We start from the raw sequence: 16,175 nt of genomic DNA on the forward strand, positions 1-16,175 counted from the left end.
ACCCGGTTCTATCGGCACGGCATTCGCCGCGCCGCGGGAAACGTTCGCCCCTGCGGCAAGCCGGGGGCGAATGAAGGCGCTCGTCGGCATCGAATCGACGGGCCGGTTTCATCATCCATCGAGGTAGCCATGTCTCCGAGACAAGACAGAACGAACGCCGTCACGTCAGGCGTGATCGCATTGACGTGTGGTATGCAGGCGCTGGTCGGCATTGCGGCAGCACGAGCGGACGAAGCGCCGATGCTCGCGCCATTTGCGGTACCCGCTCCGATGCAACAGGCGCCGGCTGCTGCGCCGCCTCCCGTCCGCGAAGGCGGCAGCGGCCAAGCCGACGTGCCGCGCAAGAAGCCATCGCAGATCGCGCAGGAAGCGACGACACCCAATGCGGTCGTCAGTACAGAGAGCGCGTTGACCGAAAAGCCGCCGACGCCGCGGTCGAGTCAGGCGAACAGCAAGGGGTTCGTCGCCGATAGTCGCTTCGACCTCGAATGGCGCAACTACACCGACTATTTCCATGCGAACGGTGGGACACATCGACACGCATGGGTCGAGGGTCTGCAAGCGAAGGTCGAATCGGGCTTTACGCAAGGGCCGATCGGATTCGGTCTCGATGCCGCACTGTTCGGTGCGCTGAAGCTTGACGGCGGCAACGGTGCGCGCAACATGGTGTATCTCGGCCGTGATGGCGAGGGGGCCAATCGCACGGTGTGGGCATACCCGGGTATGTATGCGGTGAAGGCGCGTATTTCGGACTCCTCATTAAAGTACGGGTTGCAAGACGTATCGAACCCGTTCCTCGATCCGCACGATAACCGCGCACTGCCGCCGACGTTCCTCGGCGTTTCGCTGCTGAGCCGGGAAATCGAAGGGCTCGGCGTGCAAGCGGGGAGCTTCACCAAGGTTGACGCACGCGGCCAGACGAACCTGACTGGCTTGAAAACGACGTACGGCGGCGTGGCCTTCAGGCGTGTGAGCTATGCGGGGGCAACCTGGGACTACTCGCGCAATGGGTCCGCCTCGCTCTATGCCGATCAAGCCGACGACGTCTGGCGGCAGTACTATGCGTCGCTCCAGCACGGCATCGGCGCGGTCGACTCGGTCAAATTGACGGGCTTCGCCAACGTCTATTCGACGCACGATACCGGGGCGGCATTGCAGGGGCCAATCAACAACACGGCCTTTAGCGCTTCCTTGACGGCACAGCACGGACCGCACGCATTGCTCGTCGGCTATCAAAAAATATTTGGCGATCAATTTTTCGACTATATCGACGAAACGGCGGGCGTCTATCTCGTCAATTCGATGGATGTCGATTACAACGCGCCGCATGAGCAATCGCTGCAGGTTCGCTATACGTTCGACGGCAAATATGCGGGGATGCCGGGATTATTGGCGATGGTGTGGGCACAGCAAGGGTGGGGTGCCGACACGTCGGCTAACGCGGCGCGTTACGGCTCGAATGGCCCATCGTACGGGTCGCTTTACCTCAGAAACGGGCAGCCCGTGCATGGCCGGCATCATGAGTTCGGCTTCATTCCCACCTACGTTGTGCAAAGCGGGCCGCTGAAGAATACGAAGGTCACGCTCATTGCCGAATGGCACGTGGGATCGGCTTACTCTTTGGACAGCACGAGCCAGGTCTATCGGCTTCTTTTGACGTTGCCCATGCGCGTGTTCTGATCGTGGCTCGAACGTGACGAGCGCATGGCGGCCGCTTGGGCCGCCATGCGTGTTTGGTTCCGAAAAAGCAGAAACGTGCTCGAAAAGAGCCCGAAGGGTCGGGCGTTCGGGCGAGAGGCGCCCGGCGAACGGAATCGGTAAATTCAACGGCCGTGCTGTTCACCCGGTAATTCCGCCCCATGCGCACGGATGGCGGCGATCAGCTCGGCCGGCGTGATCTCGTAACGGACTTCTCGATGAATGCCGGGCTTGCGCTCGTCGATTTCGATCAGATGAATACTCTTGCCGTCGTCCGTCGCTTCAAGCCGCAATGTGCGAACGACGTGGCCGCCCGTATCGTGGATTTCGGTGAGCAGGGCCATTGCCCCGGATGAGCCGGTGGTGCGCATCGAACATTTCCTCGAGTCGTGGTTGAAGCGATTGTATGGGCTTACAGAGGCTTACGTATGTCGCCAGCCGCGCATAATGCCGCTGGGACAGGCTGGCAGGCGCCTCCTGCCCATTTCATGCCGATGAGTGTATCGCGAAGTTCGCCCACCACAGAGGGTTTTAAAAGTGCGCGAACACAACACGCCACACCGGTAGCGTCAGGGGTTGACGCTACCGAATTCTCGAATTCCCGAATTCCCGAATTCCCGAACTCGCGCGCCGTCGGCTGTTGGGCCGGCGGCGCTATCGATATTCAAGCCACGTGCATGCGCTCGTTTTCGAGCAGGGCCTGGGCGATTTCCCAGGCGTCGCGCGCCGCATCGATGCGGCCGCTCAACTGCCGCGCGAGCGTGGCGCCGTCGATCAGCAGCGCGCAGCGACGGGCGAGCCGCGCGGCTGTCTCGCTGTCGAAACGTTCGTCCAGGATCCGTTGCAGCGAATGCACAAAGGCGCCGCGTTGGGCTTGCGACGCAGCGAGGATTTCATTTTCTTCGGCGTGAAACTCCGCGGCGGCGTGAACGAGCAGGTTCCCTGTGAATGTCTCCGAGCGGAACCAGGCGTCGTGCCACTGGAAAATCGCGTGAAGTTTGTCCATTGCATCGGAGTGCGCGGCGCCGGCAGCCGCGATCCCTGCCGCCAGCGCCGCGCCTTGTTCGTTCAGCACTTCCACGACAAGGCGGCTCTTTGAAGGGAAATGCTTGTACATCGTCATCTTGGCGACGCGCGATTCGGCGATGATGCGATCGATGCCGACGGCGTGAAAACCGAACTGTGAAAATAGGCGAGTTGCGGTTTCAATCAAGGCTTTCTTTTTTTCGCTCATTTAGAGGCCCGCTTCTATAGTGAAAGTTATGTGTTCCCGCGTCGAATCCTGTCAAGGGGCGATCGTTCTCCCCCAAGGATGGCTTTGGGAAGAAACGTTTTCGCCAGGCAGGACCGGGTTCGGGCTACCGCGCACGCTCTCAATGCACGGAATGATCTCGAAGCCTCGTCATTCAAATCGAAGCGCTCGCTGAAATCAAGCCCCCCGGCTGAAGAATCAGATAAGACGGTCGTTTTATTTCAGCCTGGAATCGTGCGTCGTCCTGGATGGACGCGGCCGGCTGACGAAAGCCTTGCGAGATTCGACGCACGCATCGCAAGGGGGCGGCCAGGTGTTAGGATCGACTTCCCCGGCAACTTCCCCCTCGACGAGACATGGCGACGTTGTACGAAACGCTGGGCGTGCATGAGGCCGCCTCCGACGATGAAATCAAGCGCGCCTATCGGAAGGCCGCGATGCGCGCGCATCCCGATCGCAACAAGGGCAGGGAGGCGGCTGCCCATGATGCATTTCAGGAAATCAAGGAAGCGTATGCGATCTTGTCGGATCCCGCGCAGCGCAAGGTGTATGACGCCGTGTTCGCGCAGGAGATGAGCAAGCTGCGCGGCCGCGAGGAGCAAGAGGTGCGCGCCCGCGCCGAGCGTGCCGAACGCGCGGCGCAGGCCGAACGCGAGCGTTACGAGAAGTACGTTGCGCTGGCGCTGCGCTACAGCGAGCGCGGGCATAACCGCGACGTCGTATTCGGCGTCTTGCTGGGCCGCGGCTGTGACGAAGCACTCGCTGCTCGCATTGCCGACGGCGTTGCAGCGCTATCCGCATCGCGCTCGCAAGCGGCGGCCGAGGGCGGCGAAGCCGGCGAGAGCGCCGATGAACACACCGAAGCCGCTACCCATGCGGGGCTCTTTAGCACGCTGTGGCATGGCATGTTCGGTATACGTCCGTAACCTCCGTAGCGTCCGTAGACGCATGATCGATTTCGACGAATAACGAACGACCGTTCAAGACGAGAAATCGGTCGACTTCGACAGCGACTCCCATTGATGGAGTTCGGCGCGCAACGCGTCGAGCTTCTCGTTGACGAGCTTGACCGCGTCGGGGCCCAGCAACAGATGCACGGGCGGCTCGCTTGCCGCCACGATCTCGAGGATTGCGCGCGCGGCTTTGGCCGGATCGCCGGGCTGGTTGCCGCTCAATGCCTGACGACGCGCGCGAATGGGTTCGAACACGGCGTCGTAATCGGCGATCGAGCGTTGCTCGCGCATCATCGAACGGCCCGCCCAATCGGTGCGGAACGCGCCCGGGCCGACGGCGGTGACTTTGATGCCGAGGTCTTTTACCTCCTTGGCGAGGCAATCAGAAATGCCTTCGAGCGCAAACTTCGTGCCGTGATAGCTGCTCAAGCCGGCGATCGTAATGTAGCCGCCCATCGACGTGATGTTGACGATGTGCCCGCGTTTGCGGCGGCGCATGTAAGGCAGCACGGCCTGCATCATCGCGACGGCGCCGAACACGTTGACGTCGAATTGCTTGCGCCACTCCTCCAGCGTCGATTCTTCGAGGATGCTTTCGTAACCGTAGCCTGCGTTATTGACCAACACGTCGATCGGGCCGACCTTGCCCTCGACATCGGCGATGACGCCGGCGATTTCTTCGGTGTGCGTGACGTCGAGCAGCTTACCGATGGCACGGCCGGGGCCGAGCAGTTCGAATTCGCCTAGCGCCGTTTGATCCCGCAAGGTGCCGACGACGCGATGTCCGTCCGCGAGCGCCGCCTGCGCCAGCGCCCGCCCGAAGCCGGTGCTGACACCGGTGATGAAGAACAGCTTGCTTTGCGTAATGGCCATCGATTCCTCCGTTTGGCGTTCGTGTGAAGTCCGGTGTCTATGCTAAGGCAAGCGGCATTTGCTCGTGTAACGGAAGGTACGGCCCTGAAGAAGATTGCGCAGCGTGCTGCTGATTTGAAAGTGCGGTAAAAGGGCCCAAGGCCCTTTCGCTCAAACGATCCCCGTCGCGTAATAGACGCCGATCACAAAAAACACGGCCAATGTCTTGATTACCGTCACGGCAAAGATGTCGCGATACGATTCCCTGTGCGTGAGCCCCGTGACAGCCAGCAGCGTGATCACGGCGCCATTATGCGGCAGCGTATCCATTCCGCCGCTTGCCATGGCCACGACGCGATGCAGTACTTCAAGCGGAATATGCGCTGCGTTCGCGTTCTTGATGAACCAATCGGACATGGCCGCGAGCGCGATGCTCATACCGCCCGAAGCGGACCCCGTAATTCCCGCAAGCGAACTGACGGACACCGCCGCATTCACAAGCGGATTCGGAATCGACTTCAACGCGCCGCCCACCACCAGAAAACCCGGCAATGCGGCGATGACCCCACCAAAGCCATATTCCGAAGCGGTGTTCATCGACGCCAGCAATGCCCCCGCGACAGCGCCCTTCGTGCCCGTTGCGAAGCGCTCGCGCACGCGATTGAATGCCGTCAGCACGACCAGCACGATGCCCGCGATCAATGCCCCTTCAACGGACCACACGGCCACGACGGTTTTGATCGTCGCGGACAACGGTGCATGCACGCCGGGCAGCACATCGGGCGGCACCGTATAGGTACCGGCGCCATACCACTGCGGAATCAGCTTGGTCAACGCGAAGTTCGCCACGCCGACGAGCACGAGCGGCGCGAGCGCCACGAGCGGATGCGGCAACGTAGCCGTGCCGACATGTTCGGGTTCGTTGACGAGCGACGTGCCGTACCCCTCGCCCTTCGCCAGCGCCGATCGGCGACGCCACTCCAGATACGAAAGCCCGACCACGATGATGAACAACGAGCCGATCGTGCCGAGTGCCGGCGCGGCCCATCCCGTCGTTTTGAAAAATGCGCTCGGGATGATGTTCTGAATTTGCGGCGTGCCCGGCAGCGAATCCATCGTAAACGAGAAGGCACCGAGCGCAATGGCGCCCGGCATCAGCCGCTTCGGGATATCGCTTTGTCGATAAAGCTCGGCTGCAAACGGATAAACCGCGAATACGACAACGAATAGCGATACGCCCCCGTACGTCAGCAATGCGCAAACGGCGACGATCACCGCATTGGCGCGGCCGCGGCCGATATAACGAATGGCCGCGGCAACGATTGCCTCGGAAAAACCGGCCAGCTCGATCACTTTGCCGAACACTGCGCCAAGTAAAAACACGGGGAAATACAGTTTGACGAAGCCGACCATCTTCTCCATGAAGATGCCCGTAAACACGGGCGCGACCGCTGCGGGATCGGTCAACAGGACAGCCGCGAGAGCGGCGATCGGCGCGAACAGAATGACGCTGTAGCCGCGGTAGGCGGCGAACATCAGGAACGCCAGGGCGGCAAGGACGATGACGAACGACATCGGGTCTCCGGGTTGTGATTGTGAGTGCCAGCGAGCGCACAGGGAAAAGCAGGCAGCCGACATTGCAGGTTCCGTGCCATTGCGCGCCGGAATGCGTTTCGCGTGACATCCAACGTCATGGAAAGAGAACGCGAGTGCCAAATGCAGCTGGATCGTCTACGAATGGAGACATTCAAGGTCCTCGGAACGATCAAAGAGCTTATCGATACGTCGAAAAGGACGTTTAGACAGGCGTTTGAGCCATGTCTCTGATTTGAGATATGCTGTCTCCCATTGGAGACAGGGCGACGAACAGCGAGCAGGTTCAAATCGAACTCCAACCCGAGCGCCCGCACTACGACATTGGACCCTTCGGATGAAGACCGACCTTATCGGCGTGCCTGCCGACTACAGCGCGATCTTGCGCCGCGCGATGGACTCGCTATTCCGAACCTTCGAAAATTTCAGCGAAGGCACGCTCATCGTCGATGCCGACGCACGCATCGTCTGGATCAATGAACGTTACGCTGCGCGCTTCGGCTTCGCCGATAGCCGGCAAGCGATCGGCCTCGATTGCGAAACGGTGATTCCGAACAGCCTCATGCGCGAGGTCGTGCAGACGGGCAAGCCGATTTTGCTCGATATGCTCGAAAACGGACGCGAGCCGCTCGTCGTTATGCGCTTGCCGCTCAAGGACGAAGCGGGTCGTACAGTGGGCGCGGTCGGCTTCGCATTGTTCGACGAAATGAAATCGCTGACGCCGCTCTTCTCGCACTATTCGCGCGTTCAGGAAGAACTGATTGCGGCCCGGCAGTCGCTCGCGCAGGCGCGCCGTGCGAAATACACGTTGGCGAGCTTCGTCGGTACGAGCGCGGCCAGTCTCGAAGTCAAGCGCCAGGCGCGCCGCGCATCGTATGTCGATTCACCCGTGTTGTTGCTCGGCGAAACGGGTACGGGCAAGGAACTGCTGGTGCATGCAATCCATGGAACGTCGGCGCGCGCGAAAGGCCCGCTCGTGACGGTCAACGTCGCCGCGATCCCCGATACGCTGCTCGAAGTCGAATTTTTCGGTGCAGCGCCCGGCGCTTATACGGGCGTCGAACGGCGCGGCCGGGTGGGCAAGTTCGAACTCGCGAATGGCGGTACGCTGTTTCTCGACGAGATCGGCGATATGCCGTTGCCGTTGCAGGGCAAGTTGCTGCGCGTGTTGCAGGACCAGGAATTCGAGCCATTGGGCTCGAACCGTATCGTGCGCACCGATGTGCGGATCGTCGCGGCTACGTCGGCGGATCTGCCGGCGCTCGTCGCCGCGGGGCGTTTTCGCGCGGACCTCTTTTATCGGCTCAACGTATTGACGATTCATGCGCCGCCATTGCGCGCGCGACGCTCCGATATCGAAGCATTGGCCTACGCCATTTTGGAGGACTTATCGACGCCGGGTCGTGGCGGGCACGGCCGTCATTTCGAATTGCAAGACGACGCGCTGCGCCTATTGGCAGCCTATGACTGGCCCGGCAATGTCCGCGAATTGCGCAACACGCTCGAACGTGCGGTCATGCTGTGCGACACCGAGCGAATCGATGCGCGCACACTCGCGCCTTTTATCGGCGCATCCGTATTGCCGGACCGGGGATCGATCGCAGGCGCGGCACCCGCATCGAACCCGGGTTCGGCCTTCGCCAGCGCGGACCGCAAAGCCGAGGCCGCCGCGCAGGTGCAACCGGGCGGGACCGATTCCTATGCGCAGGCCATGGCCGATTTCGAGCGGCGCTATTTATGCGATGCGCTGCGCGCCACGGGCGGTCGGGTAGCCGAAGCGGCGGCACGGATCGGGATGGGGCGAGCCACGCTTTATAAGAAGATCGCGGCGTTGAACATCGCGATTTGAAGAAATTCGATGGATGGCGAGCGTAATGAGGCATCGTCTTCATGGCGCGCGGGTTATGCCGTGGCATACTCCGGCCAATCGAAAAAAGAACTTCAGGCCAAAGGAGTTTGTTCAATGCAAGGCACGTCTTTGTTTCATTTGCGCGCGGGCGCGTCGCTGCGCCTGGTCGCGGCGGCGTCGTTGGGCGCGGCGCTGCTGGCGGGATGCGGCGGCAGCGCGCCACTGTTCACGAGCGACGGGCGTCCCACGACGGCCGTGCAATGCTCGGCCGCCGGCCCTTGGGACAATTGCATAGAGCATGCACGCGGCATATGCCAAGGCGATATCGACGTCATTGCCCAATCGACCCAGGACGGAGCGAATAATTTACTGTTCGCCTGCAAGGCCAAATGATTGGCGAACGTGAGTCGTGGCTTGGCTGCATCGCGCGGCGGCCGAAGCTCGTTGCGGTCCGTAGCTTGCTGTCGCTATGGTCGCCCGGGCGATTGCACTTTTGCGCGAACTGGCAGTCAGAGGAGCATTAACCGTCATTCAAGTCACTCAAACAAGGAGGTGAAAGTCTATGGCGACTTACCGGCAGTTGACCGAGCAGCTAGCGAAAGTACAAGCCCAAGTGGAAGCGGCGCGCGAAAAAGAGCTGGCCAACACGATCGCGCAAATCAAGGAGCAGATAGCGGAATACGGCATTACCGCGGAAGAGCTTGGTTTTTCGAGCAAACGCACGGCGTCGCGTAAAACGTCCTCTTTGCCCCCCAAGTACCGCGACCCGAAAACGGGCGCTACCTGGACCGGCCGCGGGCGCGCCCCGGCATGGCTTGGCAAACGGCGCGAGAAGTTTCTGATCGAGCAGTGATTTCCGCCTTCAGGCGGCACCGGGCCGAACGAAAGTCGCGATTGCGCTTTTCGTTCGGCTGCGGTTTCTCTCAGCATTCCCGCTGGTTCAACGAAAGTTCTTGATTCGAAAGAATATGCCTTCGATCGCACGCAATGTGCTCGGAATGGCCGCGCTATTGGCTATCGCTTTTATTTTTTCGACCAACCGTCGCGCGATCCGGCCGCGCACGGTCGTCTCCGCGTTGCTCGCGCAGGTGGCGATCGGCGCGTTCGTGCTGTTCGTACCGTTCGGTAAAGTCGTGTTGGCCGATATGGCGGCCGGCGTCAATCGGGTTCTCGATTACGGCAACGCGGGCATCGAGTTCTTGTTCGGCGGGCTCGTTCAATCGAAAATGTTTGCATTATTCGGCGAAGGCGGTTTCGTATTCGCCGTCCGCGTCCTACCGGCCATTATTTTTGTGACGGCTTTGATCTCCGTGCTGTATTACGTCGGGGTCATGCGCTGGATCGTGCTCGTGCTTGGGACGCTGTTTCAGCGCCTGCTCGGCGTATCGAAGCTCGAATCGTTTTCCGCCGTCACGACGATTTTTCTCGGGCAAAGCGAAATGCCGGCCGTCGTCAAACCGTTCGCGCGCGATATGACCGGCGCCGAACTGTTCGCCGTCATGTCGAGCGGAATGGCCGCCGTGGCCGGTTCAGTCCTGGCCGGTTATGCGGGGCTGGGCGTGCCGATTCAATACTTGCTGGCCGCCTCGTTCATGGCCGTGCCAGGCGGCCTGTTGTTCGCGAAGATCCTCCATCCGACGACCGAACCGAGCCCGGTGCAACTCGATCAGCTCAGTTTCGACGAGCGGCGCCCGGCCAATGTGATCGAAGCGGCCAGCTCCGGCGCCACGGTGGGCTTGAAGATCGCCGTGATGGTTGGGGCGATGCTGATTGCGTTTGTCAGTTTGATAGCACTCCTAAATGGTTTGGTCGGCGGCATCGGCGGGTGGTTCGGTCATCCACAGCTGTCGATGCAATCGATTCTCGGCGCCGTGTTTGCGCCGCTGGCTTATCTGATCGGCGTGCCGTGGAGCGAAGCCATGGTGGCGGGCAACTTCCTCGGGCAAAAGATCATCCTGAACGAATTCGTGGCCTACGCATCGCTTTCGCCCTATTTGAAGGATGCGGCCAGCGTGGCGGCGGCGGGGCTGCCGATGCTGACGCCGCGTACGCTTGCGATTTTGTCGTTCGCGCTGTGCGGCTTTGCGAACTTCGCCTCGATCGCCGTATTGACGGGCGGTTTCAGCGCCGTCGCGCCCGAGCGCCGTTCGGAAGTTGCGCGTTACGGGTTACGCGTCGTGCTCGCCGGTACGCTGTCGAATCTGATGAGCGCGACGATTGCGGGTATGTTTTTGACGTTTCATTAAACGCCTGATGGTTCGAACGTGAAAGGACGAGGCCGGCTATGAAGTTGGACGAATTGCTCGATAAAGCGAAAGCGGCGCGCGAAAACGCCTATGCTCCGTACTCGAAATTCAAGGTCGGCGCGGCACTGCTGACGAAGGATGGCCGCGTCTTTGCGGGTTGCAATGTCGAAAACGCTTCGTACGGTCTCTGCAATTGTGCCGAGCGCACCGCGTTTTTCAGCGCCGTCGCGGCAGGTTGCCAGCGCGACGAATTTGCCGCGCTTGCGGTCGTCGGCGATACCGACGGGCCGATTGCTCCTTGCGGGGCTTGCCGTCAGGTCATCATCGAACTTGGCGGGCCCGATCTCGCCATTCGACTCGGCAATCTCCGTGGCGATACACGCGATACGACTGCGCGCGAACAATTGCCTGATGCTTTCTCTCTCTGATCATGCATAAAGTCATCTACGATACCGACCCCGGCGTCGACGACGCGATGGCGCTCGTGTTTCAGGCGCTGCATCCGCAAATCGAACTGCTCGGCGTGACGAGCGTCTTCGGCAATTCGACGATCGAGACAACCACGCGCAACGCGCTGTATCTCGCGCAGCGGTTCGCACCCGGCGTGCCGGTCGCACGCGGCGCGGCCGCGCCGCTGCGCCGTGCGGCGCCGGCTCCCGTCGATTGGATTCATGGCAGCGACGGCCTGGGCAATACGGGTTTGCGTTCGGCCGACCAAAGCGCGCTCGATGCGCGCAGCGCTCATCGGTTCATCATCGATACGGTTCGCGCGCATCCGCATCAAGTCTCGCTCGTTGCCGTCGGTCCGCTGACGAATCTCGCGCTTGCCCTCGGAGAAGACCCGGAAATCGCTTCGCTCGTGAAGCAGGTGGTGGTGATGGGCGGCGCGTTCGGCACGGACGGTGTGAATGGCAATGTGTCGCCGGCCGCCGAAGCCAACATCCTCGGCGATCCCGATGCGGCCGACATCGTATTCGGTGCGCCATGGTCCGTGGCCATCGTCGGCCTGGACGTCACCGAACGCATCGTGATGACGACCGATTACCTGGCGAAGCTGCGCGACGATGCCGGTGACGTCGGCCGTTTCGTCTGGGACGTTTCGCGGTTTTACGAAGCGTTTCATCTGTCGAGCGCGGGGCTTGGCGGCATCTACGTGCATGATTCGTCGGCCGTTGCCTATCTGCTGGCGCCGCATCTGTATGTGACGAGGACAGGGCCGGTACGCGTCCTGACCGAAGGCATCGCAGTGGGCCACACGATTCAAAAGCTCATGACGTTCCCCGCGCCCGCTCCCGATTGGGATGGCCGCCCGCCGTGCGAAGTGTGCGTCGAGGCGGATGCTGCGCAGATACTCGACCTCTATGCGCGCACGTTGTGCGGCAAGGTCTAGCGGGAGGCAGTGAGGCAGTGCGGGGCTTCGATGCCTCGGGCCGTCGATGTCGTCTATGTCTACGTCGAGGCGGGCTGCTCAGCGCCGAAGAAGATCACCCACGTGCTGAAATCGGGCGTGAACTGCTCGAACCGGTGCTCGGCATGCGCAGGAACGAACAGCAGATCGCCGGCTTGAAACGCTGTCCGTTCCCCCGCTCGCATGAAGACGCCTGAGCCCGTCGCGACGATATAAAGCTCATCGCGTGTATGTGGCTTCTGAGTATCGGCGCCGCGAGGCGCGAATAGTTCGACCGATACGTCGGCGCGCTGAAACAACACCGTGAACGGTTGCGGAAGGGCGGCCAGCGTGCGCGCTGCATCGGAGTGCGCAATGCGGAGCACGTCGTCAGGGATTGGGTTCATACGGATTCCTCGGGGACGGAGGCAGTCGTTGTGATTCTCGGTTCGGCGCAGGACATCGAACATGGACACTTCGAGACGATGCGAGCATGCCAGTCGGATTCGCAACGCGCAACGCGCAACGCGAGGCGCCGTGCGTCGTCAGCACCAGGTCCCGAAAACCCTCACCTCAAGAGCCCAGCGCCTTTGCCGGAGCCTTGATGGCAAAGGCTCCGGGCGTCGCGCCGCGATGAATCCCGCAAACACTCACCTTTAGAGGACGTCGCCATGCGGCACGCCGTATGAGCGAACCATGCGCCTCAACCCTTGCGGCGTGAGGCGGCTGCTTTTTCCTTGCCGTGGGTTGCTCGCGATTGACGTACAGGCGCTGCCGTCTCGCGTTCCACCGACCACAATTGCAGCAGCGAGCGCGTGTTGGCGAAGATCGTTTGCTTGACGAGGTCGATCTTCGCGGCATCCATCGTCGACCATCCGAGCAACGTCATCACGCTGCGCGGCGCCGTGTGGAACGACATGAATTGTCCGTGCAGCGTCAGCAGGCGCAAAATTGTGCGCGGATCGTCGGGCGTCGTGCCGCAGATTTTCGCCACAAGTGCGAGTGCGACCCGGTTCAAAGGCCCTCGTACGCGCTGCTGAAAGATTTCGGTGGCGATCGGCGGCTCTTGACCCCCTTGCTCGCGGACGAAAAAAAGCTTCAAGGTGGGCGCGGAAGGCGTAGTCATGGCCTTATCGATCATGACATCCTGAATCGCGACGAACGCCTCGATCAGCCGGGCCACATCATCGGTCGTGTCGAGCGTTTCCAATCCGCTGCGCACGACGGGTTCGAATTTGACCCACACCTCACTGGCAAGGTGCTCCGCGCAGGCCCGGTAAACCCCTTCCTTGTTTTCGAAGTAGTACTGCAGCGCCGGTGCGTTCACGCCGGCGCGCGCCGCGATCTCGCGCGTCGACGCGGCAACGAAACCACGTTCCCCAAACAGGTCGATCGCTGCCTCGATGATGCGAAGGCGCGTCTCCTCTCCGCGTGCATAGCCGCTTTCCGTCGAACGGCGAAGGCGCTTCGTTTCGCTCATGACTCCAATCCTTACACACGACCGCGGATAGTACACCGGTCAAAAATATATCACTTGACACAAATTTTCCAACTGGAATAATTGTGTCCGCTTCAGCCCTCAGAGGATTCCCGAACATGTCTACGACCATCGACGCGCGGCCGCGCGAGAACACGCAGCAAGAGGCCGGTGCGAACGGCCCGCGGCGCGCGCGCAGGCGGGGCTGGCTGATCGCGTTGCTGATCGTCGCGCTGGTCGTCGGCATCGTGTGGCTGGTGCATTGGTGGACCGTCGGGCGTTTTGTCGAAAGCACCGACGACGCGTATCTGCAAGCCGACAGCGTCACCGTGGCCCCGAAAATCAGCGGCTATGTCACCGAGGTGCTCGTGCGCGACAACGAAAACGTGGCCGCCGGCGCACCGCTCGCGCGCCTCGATAGTCGGCAGTACGAAGCATCGCTTGCGCAGGCGCAGGCGACCGTCGACGCGCGCGAAGCCGATCTTGCCCGAGCCCAGGCCGACTTGCGGCAACAGCAGGCGGCCGTGGCGCAGGCGCAGGCTCAGGAACAAGTGGGCAGCGTTGCGTTGCGGCACGCGCAAGACGATGTCAGCCGCTATGCACCGCTTGCGGCAACCGGTGCGGAAACGAGCGAACGCCTGGCGAGCCTCGTCAGTACGCGCGACCAGGCACGGGCGACGCTCGCGGCCAATGCCGCCGCGGTACGATCGGCGCAAACGCAGATCGACGCCACCACGGCTCAAATCGCGCAGGCGCGCGCTCAGCTGGAGGCCGCGCGTGCGAGCCTGCAACAGGCGCAGCTCGATGTCCATGACACGACGCTCTATAGCCCGATCGCGGGCCGCATCGGCGATCGATCCGTGCGAATTGGTCAATACGTGCAGCCCGGTACGCGATTGCTGACGGTCGTGCCCGTGCAAAGCATCTATCTGGAAGCGAATTTCAAGGAAACGCAGATCGGCCATATGTTCCCCGGTCAGCCCGCCACGCTTCATATCGATGCGTTGCGCGGCGTCGATCTCCATGGTGTCGTCGATAGCTTTGCACCGGGCACGGGTGCGCAGTTCGCGTTGCTGCCGCCGGAAAACGCGACCGGCAATTTCACGAAAATCGTACAACGCGTGCCCGTGCGCATTCGCGTCGATGCCGATCCGCAAACGCGCAGCCTGCTGTTGCCGGGCCTGTCGGTGACGGTCGATGTCGATACGCGGTCGGCACACGCGGGCGGCCGCCAGTCCTCCGGCGGCGCTTCCCGTGGCTGACGCAACCTTGGCGGCAAATGCCGCGGGCGCGCCGTCCCACCCCGAACGGGCGGGCGCCGTCGATTGGATTGCCGTGGCGGCCGGCTCGCTCGGGGCGTTGATGGCGACGCTCGACATTTCGATCACGAACTCGGCGTTGCCGCAAATCCAAGGCTCGGTGGGCGCGACGGGCACCGAAGGCACGTGGATTTCCACGGGCTACCTGATGTCGGAGATCGTCATGATCCCGCTCGCGGCCTGGCTCACGCGCGTATTCGGATTGCGCAATTTCCTGCTGACGAATGCCGCTTTATTCATGGCGTTCTCGATGATGTGCGGCGCATCGCATTCGCTCGAATGGATGATCATCGGCCGCGTGGGGCAGGGCTTCACGGGCGGGGCGATGATCCCCACGGCGCAAACGATCATTCGTACGCGGCTACCGCGCGCCCAGCTCCCCGTCGGCATGACGATTTTCGGCCTCATCGTGTTGCTCGGGCCTTTGCTCGGCCCCGTGCTCGGCGGTTGGCTCGCCGAAAACGTTTCGTGGAAGTGGTGCTTTTTCATCAACTTCCCGGTTTGTGCCGCATTGATCGCGTTGCTGCTTGCCGGGCTGCCAGCCGATCGGCCGCATTGGCACGACTTCATCAACGCCGATTGGATCGGCATCGTCGGCCTTTCGATCGGCCTCAGCTCGCTCACGCTCGTGCTCGAAGAAGGGCAGCGCCATCAATGGTTCGAATCGGGCGAAATCGTCACGTTCGCACTGATCACCGCGCTGGGGTTCGTGCTGATCGCGATCTCGCAGTTCGTCGCGCGCAAGCCGATCATGCGGCTTTCGCTGCTGCGCAACCCGCGTTATGCGAGCGTGATCGTCATCGTGTCGGCGGTCGGTGCGGGCCTTTACGGCGTGGCCTATCTCGTGCCGCAGTTCTTGAGCCTCATCTCGGGCTATAACGCGGAGCAATCGGGCGACATCATGCTGCTCTCGGGCGTGCCCGCCTTCCTCATGATGCCGTTGTTGCCGCGCTTGCTGGGCAAGGTCGATTTTCGCGTGATGGTGATCGGCGGGCTCGTTTGCTTTGCCGTCAGTTGCATGCTCGATACGAGCCTGACGGCACAGAGCGCGGGGCACGATTTCATCTGGTCGCAGTTGCTGCGCGGCGTCGGCCAGATGCTTGCCATGATGCCGCTCAATCAAGCGTCGATGTCGGCCGTCTCACGCGAAGACTCGGGCGACGCAGCCGGGCTCTACAACATGGCGCGCAATCTCGGCGGCTCGATAGGGCTGGCCGTGATCGGCGTGGTCATCGATCGCCGCAACGCGTTTCACGTTGCCGCGCTGCGCGAAACGGTGACGGCCAATTCGTCGATCGGTCAGGAACGGATCGCGGCCAGCGCGGCGGGTTGGCTCGCACGAACAGGCGATGCCGCTTACGCGAAGATGCAGGCGCTCGCACAACTGGCCGCACAGATCCAACAGCAGGCCGCCGTGATGACGTACTCAGAAACGTTTTATCTGCTCGCCATCGCGCTGCTGGCGTGTATTCCGCTCGCGCTGTTGCTCAGAACACCCGCGGCGCAACCGGGTAGCCCGCCCTCGTCCGGCCATTGATTTTATTGAACA

The 16,175-nt window shown here is 61.9% G+C and carries 16 protein-coding genes; 10 read left to right on the forward strand and 6 right to left on the reverse strand.

Going from position 1 to position 16,175, the window contains the following annotated elements:
* The first annotated feature begins 129 nt into the window (after nucleotides 1-129).
* Nucleotides 130-1,680: an OprD family outer membrane porin gene (locus tag C0Z19_RS15780; protein ID WP_233196160.1), complete on the forward strand. Its 1,551-nt coding sequence runs from the start codon at nucleotides 130-132 to the stop codon at nucleotides 1,678-1,680.
* Nucleotides 1,681-1,823: 143 nt separating this feature from the next.
* Here the strand turns inward: C0Z19_RS15780 and C0Z19_RS15785 are convergent, their stop codons facing one another.
* Nucleotides 1,824-2,069 (reverse strand): hypothetical protein, encoded by a 246-nt coding sequence (locus C0Z19_RS15785; RefSeq protein ID WP_102610765.1) that lies wholly within the window; start codon nucleotides 2,067-2,069, stop codon nucleotides 1,824-1,826.
* A 293-nt stretch (nucleotides 2,070-2,362) separates the two neighbouring features.
* Nucleotides 2,363-2,932, reverse strand: coding sequence for a TetR/AcrR family transcriptional regulator (locus C0Z19_RS15790; RefSeq protein WP_102610766.1), 570 nt, complete (start codon nucleotides 2,930-2,932; stop codon nucleotides 2,363-2,365).
* A gap of 374 nt (nucleotides 2,933-3,306) precedes the next feature.
* On the opposite strand from C0Z19_RS15790, the gene C0Z19_RS15795 reads away from it, so the two are divergent.
* Nucleotides 3,307-3,876, forward strand: coding sequence for a J domain-containing protein (locus C0Z19_RS15795; RefSeq protein ID WP_102610767.1), 570 nt, complete (start codon nucleotides 3,307-3,309; stop codon nucleotides 3,874-3,876).
* Between the two features lie 54 nt (nucleotides 3,877-3,930).
* Here C0Z19_RS15795 and C0Z19_RS15800 read toward each other — a convergent pair whose 3' ends face one another.
* Complete coding sequence (locus tag C0Z19_RS15800) at nucleotides 3,931-4,770, reverse strand: oxidoreductase (protein ID WP_199180780.1); 840 nt, start codon at nucleotides 4,768-4,770, stop codon at nucleotides 3,931-3,933.
* Nucleotides 4,771-4,926: 156 nt separating this feature from the next.
* Nucleotides 4,927-6,330, reverse strand: a complete 1,404-nt coding sequence (locus tag C0Z19_RS15805; protein ID WP_102610769.1) for a GntP family permease — start codon at nucleotides 6,328-6,330, stop codon at nucleotides 4,927-4,929.
* A gap of 355 nt (nucleotides 6,331-6,685) precedes the next feature.
* On the opposite strand from C0Z19_RS15805, the gene C0Z19_RS15810 reads away from it, so the two are divergent.
* From C0Z19_RS15810 to C0Z19_RS15835, 6 genes are all read left to right on the forward strand, one after another.
* A complete protein-coding gene (locus C0Z19_RS15810; protein ID WP_102610770.1) occupies nucleotides 6,686-8,197 on the forward strand; it encodes a sigma-54 interaction domain-containing protein in 1,512 nt (503 codons plus the stop codon).
* Nucleotides 8,198-8,311: 114 nt separating this feature from the next.
* Nucleotides 8,312-8,590 (forward strand): hypothetical protein, encoded by a 279-nt coding sequence (locus C0Z19_RS15815; protein ID WP_233196166.1) that lies wholly within the window; start codon nucleotides 8,312-8,314, stop codon nucleotides 8,588-8,590.
* Nucleotides 8,591-8,759: 169 nt separating this feature from the next.
* Complete coding sequence (locus C0Z19_RS15820) at nucleotides 8,760-9,050, forward strand: H-NS histone family protein (protein WP_102610771.1); 291 nt, start codon at nucleotides 8,760-8,762, stop codon at nucleotides 9,048-9,050.
* 145 nt (nucleotides 9,051-9,195) lie between these two features.
* On the forward strand, nucleotides 9,196-10,443 hold the full coding sequence (locus C0Z19_RS15825; RefSeq protein WP_425330287.1) for a NupC/NupG family nucleoside CNT transporter: 1,248 nt from the start codon (nucleotides 9,196-9,198) through the stop codon (nucleotides 10,441-10,443).
* Nucleotides 10,444-10,481: 38 nt separating this feature from the next.
* Nucleotides 10,482-10,871, forward strand: a complete 390-nt coding sequence (locus C0Z19_RS15830; protein ID WP_102610773.1) for a cytidine deaminase — start codon at nucleotides 10,482-10,484, stop codon at nucleotides 10,869-10,871.
* Nucleotides 10,868-11,833: a nucleoside hydrolase gene (locus C0Z19_RS15835; RefSeq protein ID WP_102610774.1), complete on the forward strand. Its 966-nt coding sequence runs from the start codon at nucleotides 10,868-10,870 to the stop codon at nucleotides 11,831-11,833. The genes C0Z19_RS15830 and C0Z19_RS15835 overlap by 4 nt, the downstream gene beginning before the upstream one ends.
* Nucleotides 11,834-11,892: 59 nt before the next feature.
* On the opposite strand, the gene C0Z19_RS15840 is transcribed toward C0Z19_RS15835, so the two are convergent.
* A complete protein-coding gene (locus C0Z19_RS15840) occupies nucleotides 11,893-12,237 on the reverse strand; it encodes a cupin domain-containing protein (protein ID WP_102610775.1) in 345 nt (114 codons plus the stop codon).
* Nucleotides 12,238-12,533: 296 nt separating this feature from the next.
* A complete protein-coding gene (locus C0Z19_RS15845) occupies nucleotides 12,534-13,310 on the reverse strand; it encodes a CerR family C-terminal domain-containing protein (protein ID WP_102610776.1) in 777 nt (258 codons plus the stop codon).
* Between the two features lie 116 nt (nucleotides 13,311-13,426).
* Here C0Z19_RS15845 and C0Z19_RS15850 point away from each other — a divergent pair, with 116 nt between their 5' ends.
* Nucleotides 13,427-14,569 (forward strand): HlyD family secretion protein, encoded by a 1,143-nt coding sequence (locus C0Z19_RS15850; RefSeq protein ID WP_102610777.1) that lies wholly within the window; start codon nucleotides 13,427-13,429, stop codon nucleotides 14,567-14,569.
* Entirely contained in the window at nucleotides 14,505-16,163 is a 1,659-nt protein-coding gene (locus tag C0Z19_RS15855) for an MDR family MFS transporter (RefSeq protein WP_102610778.1), read from the forward strand. Before C0Z19_RS15850 ends, C0Z19_RS15855 begins: the two co-directional genes overlap by 65 nt.
* Nucleotides 16,164-16,175: the final 12 nt, after the last annotated feature.

This window comes from Trinickia soli (assembly GCF_002879855.1).
In the GTDB taxonomy this organism is placed as follows: domain Bacteria; phylum Pseudomonadota; class Gammaproteobacteria; order Burkholderiales; family Burkholderiaceae; genus Trinickia; species Trinickia soli.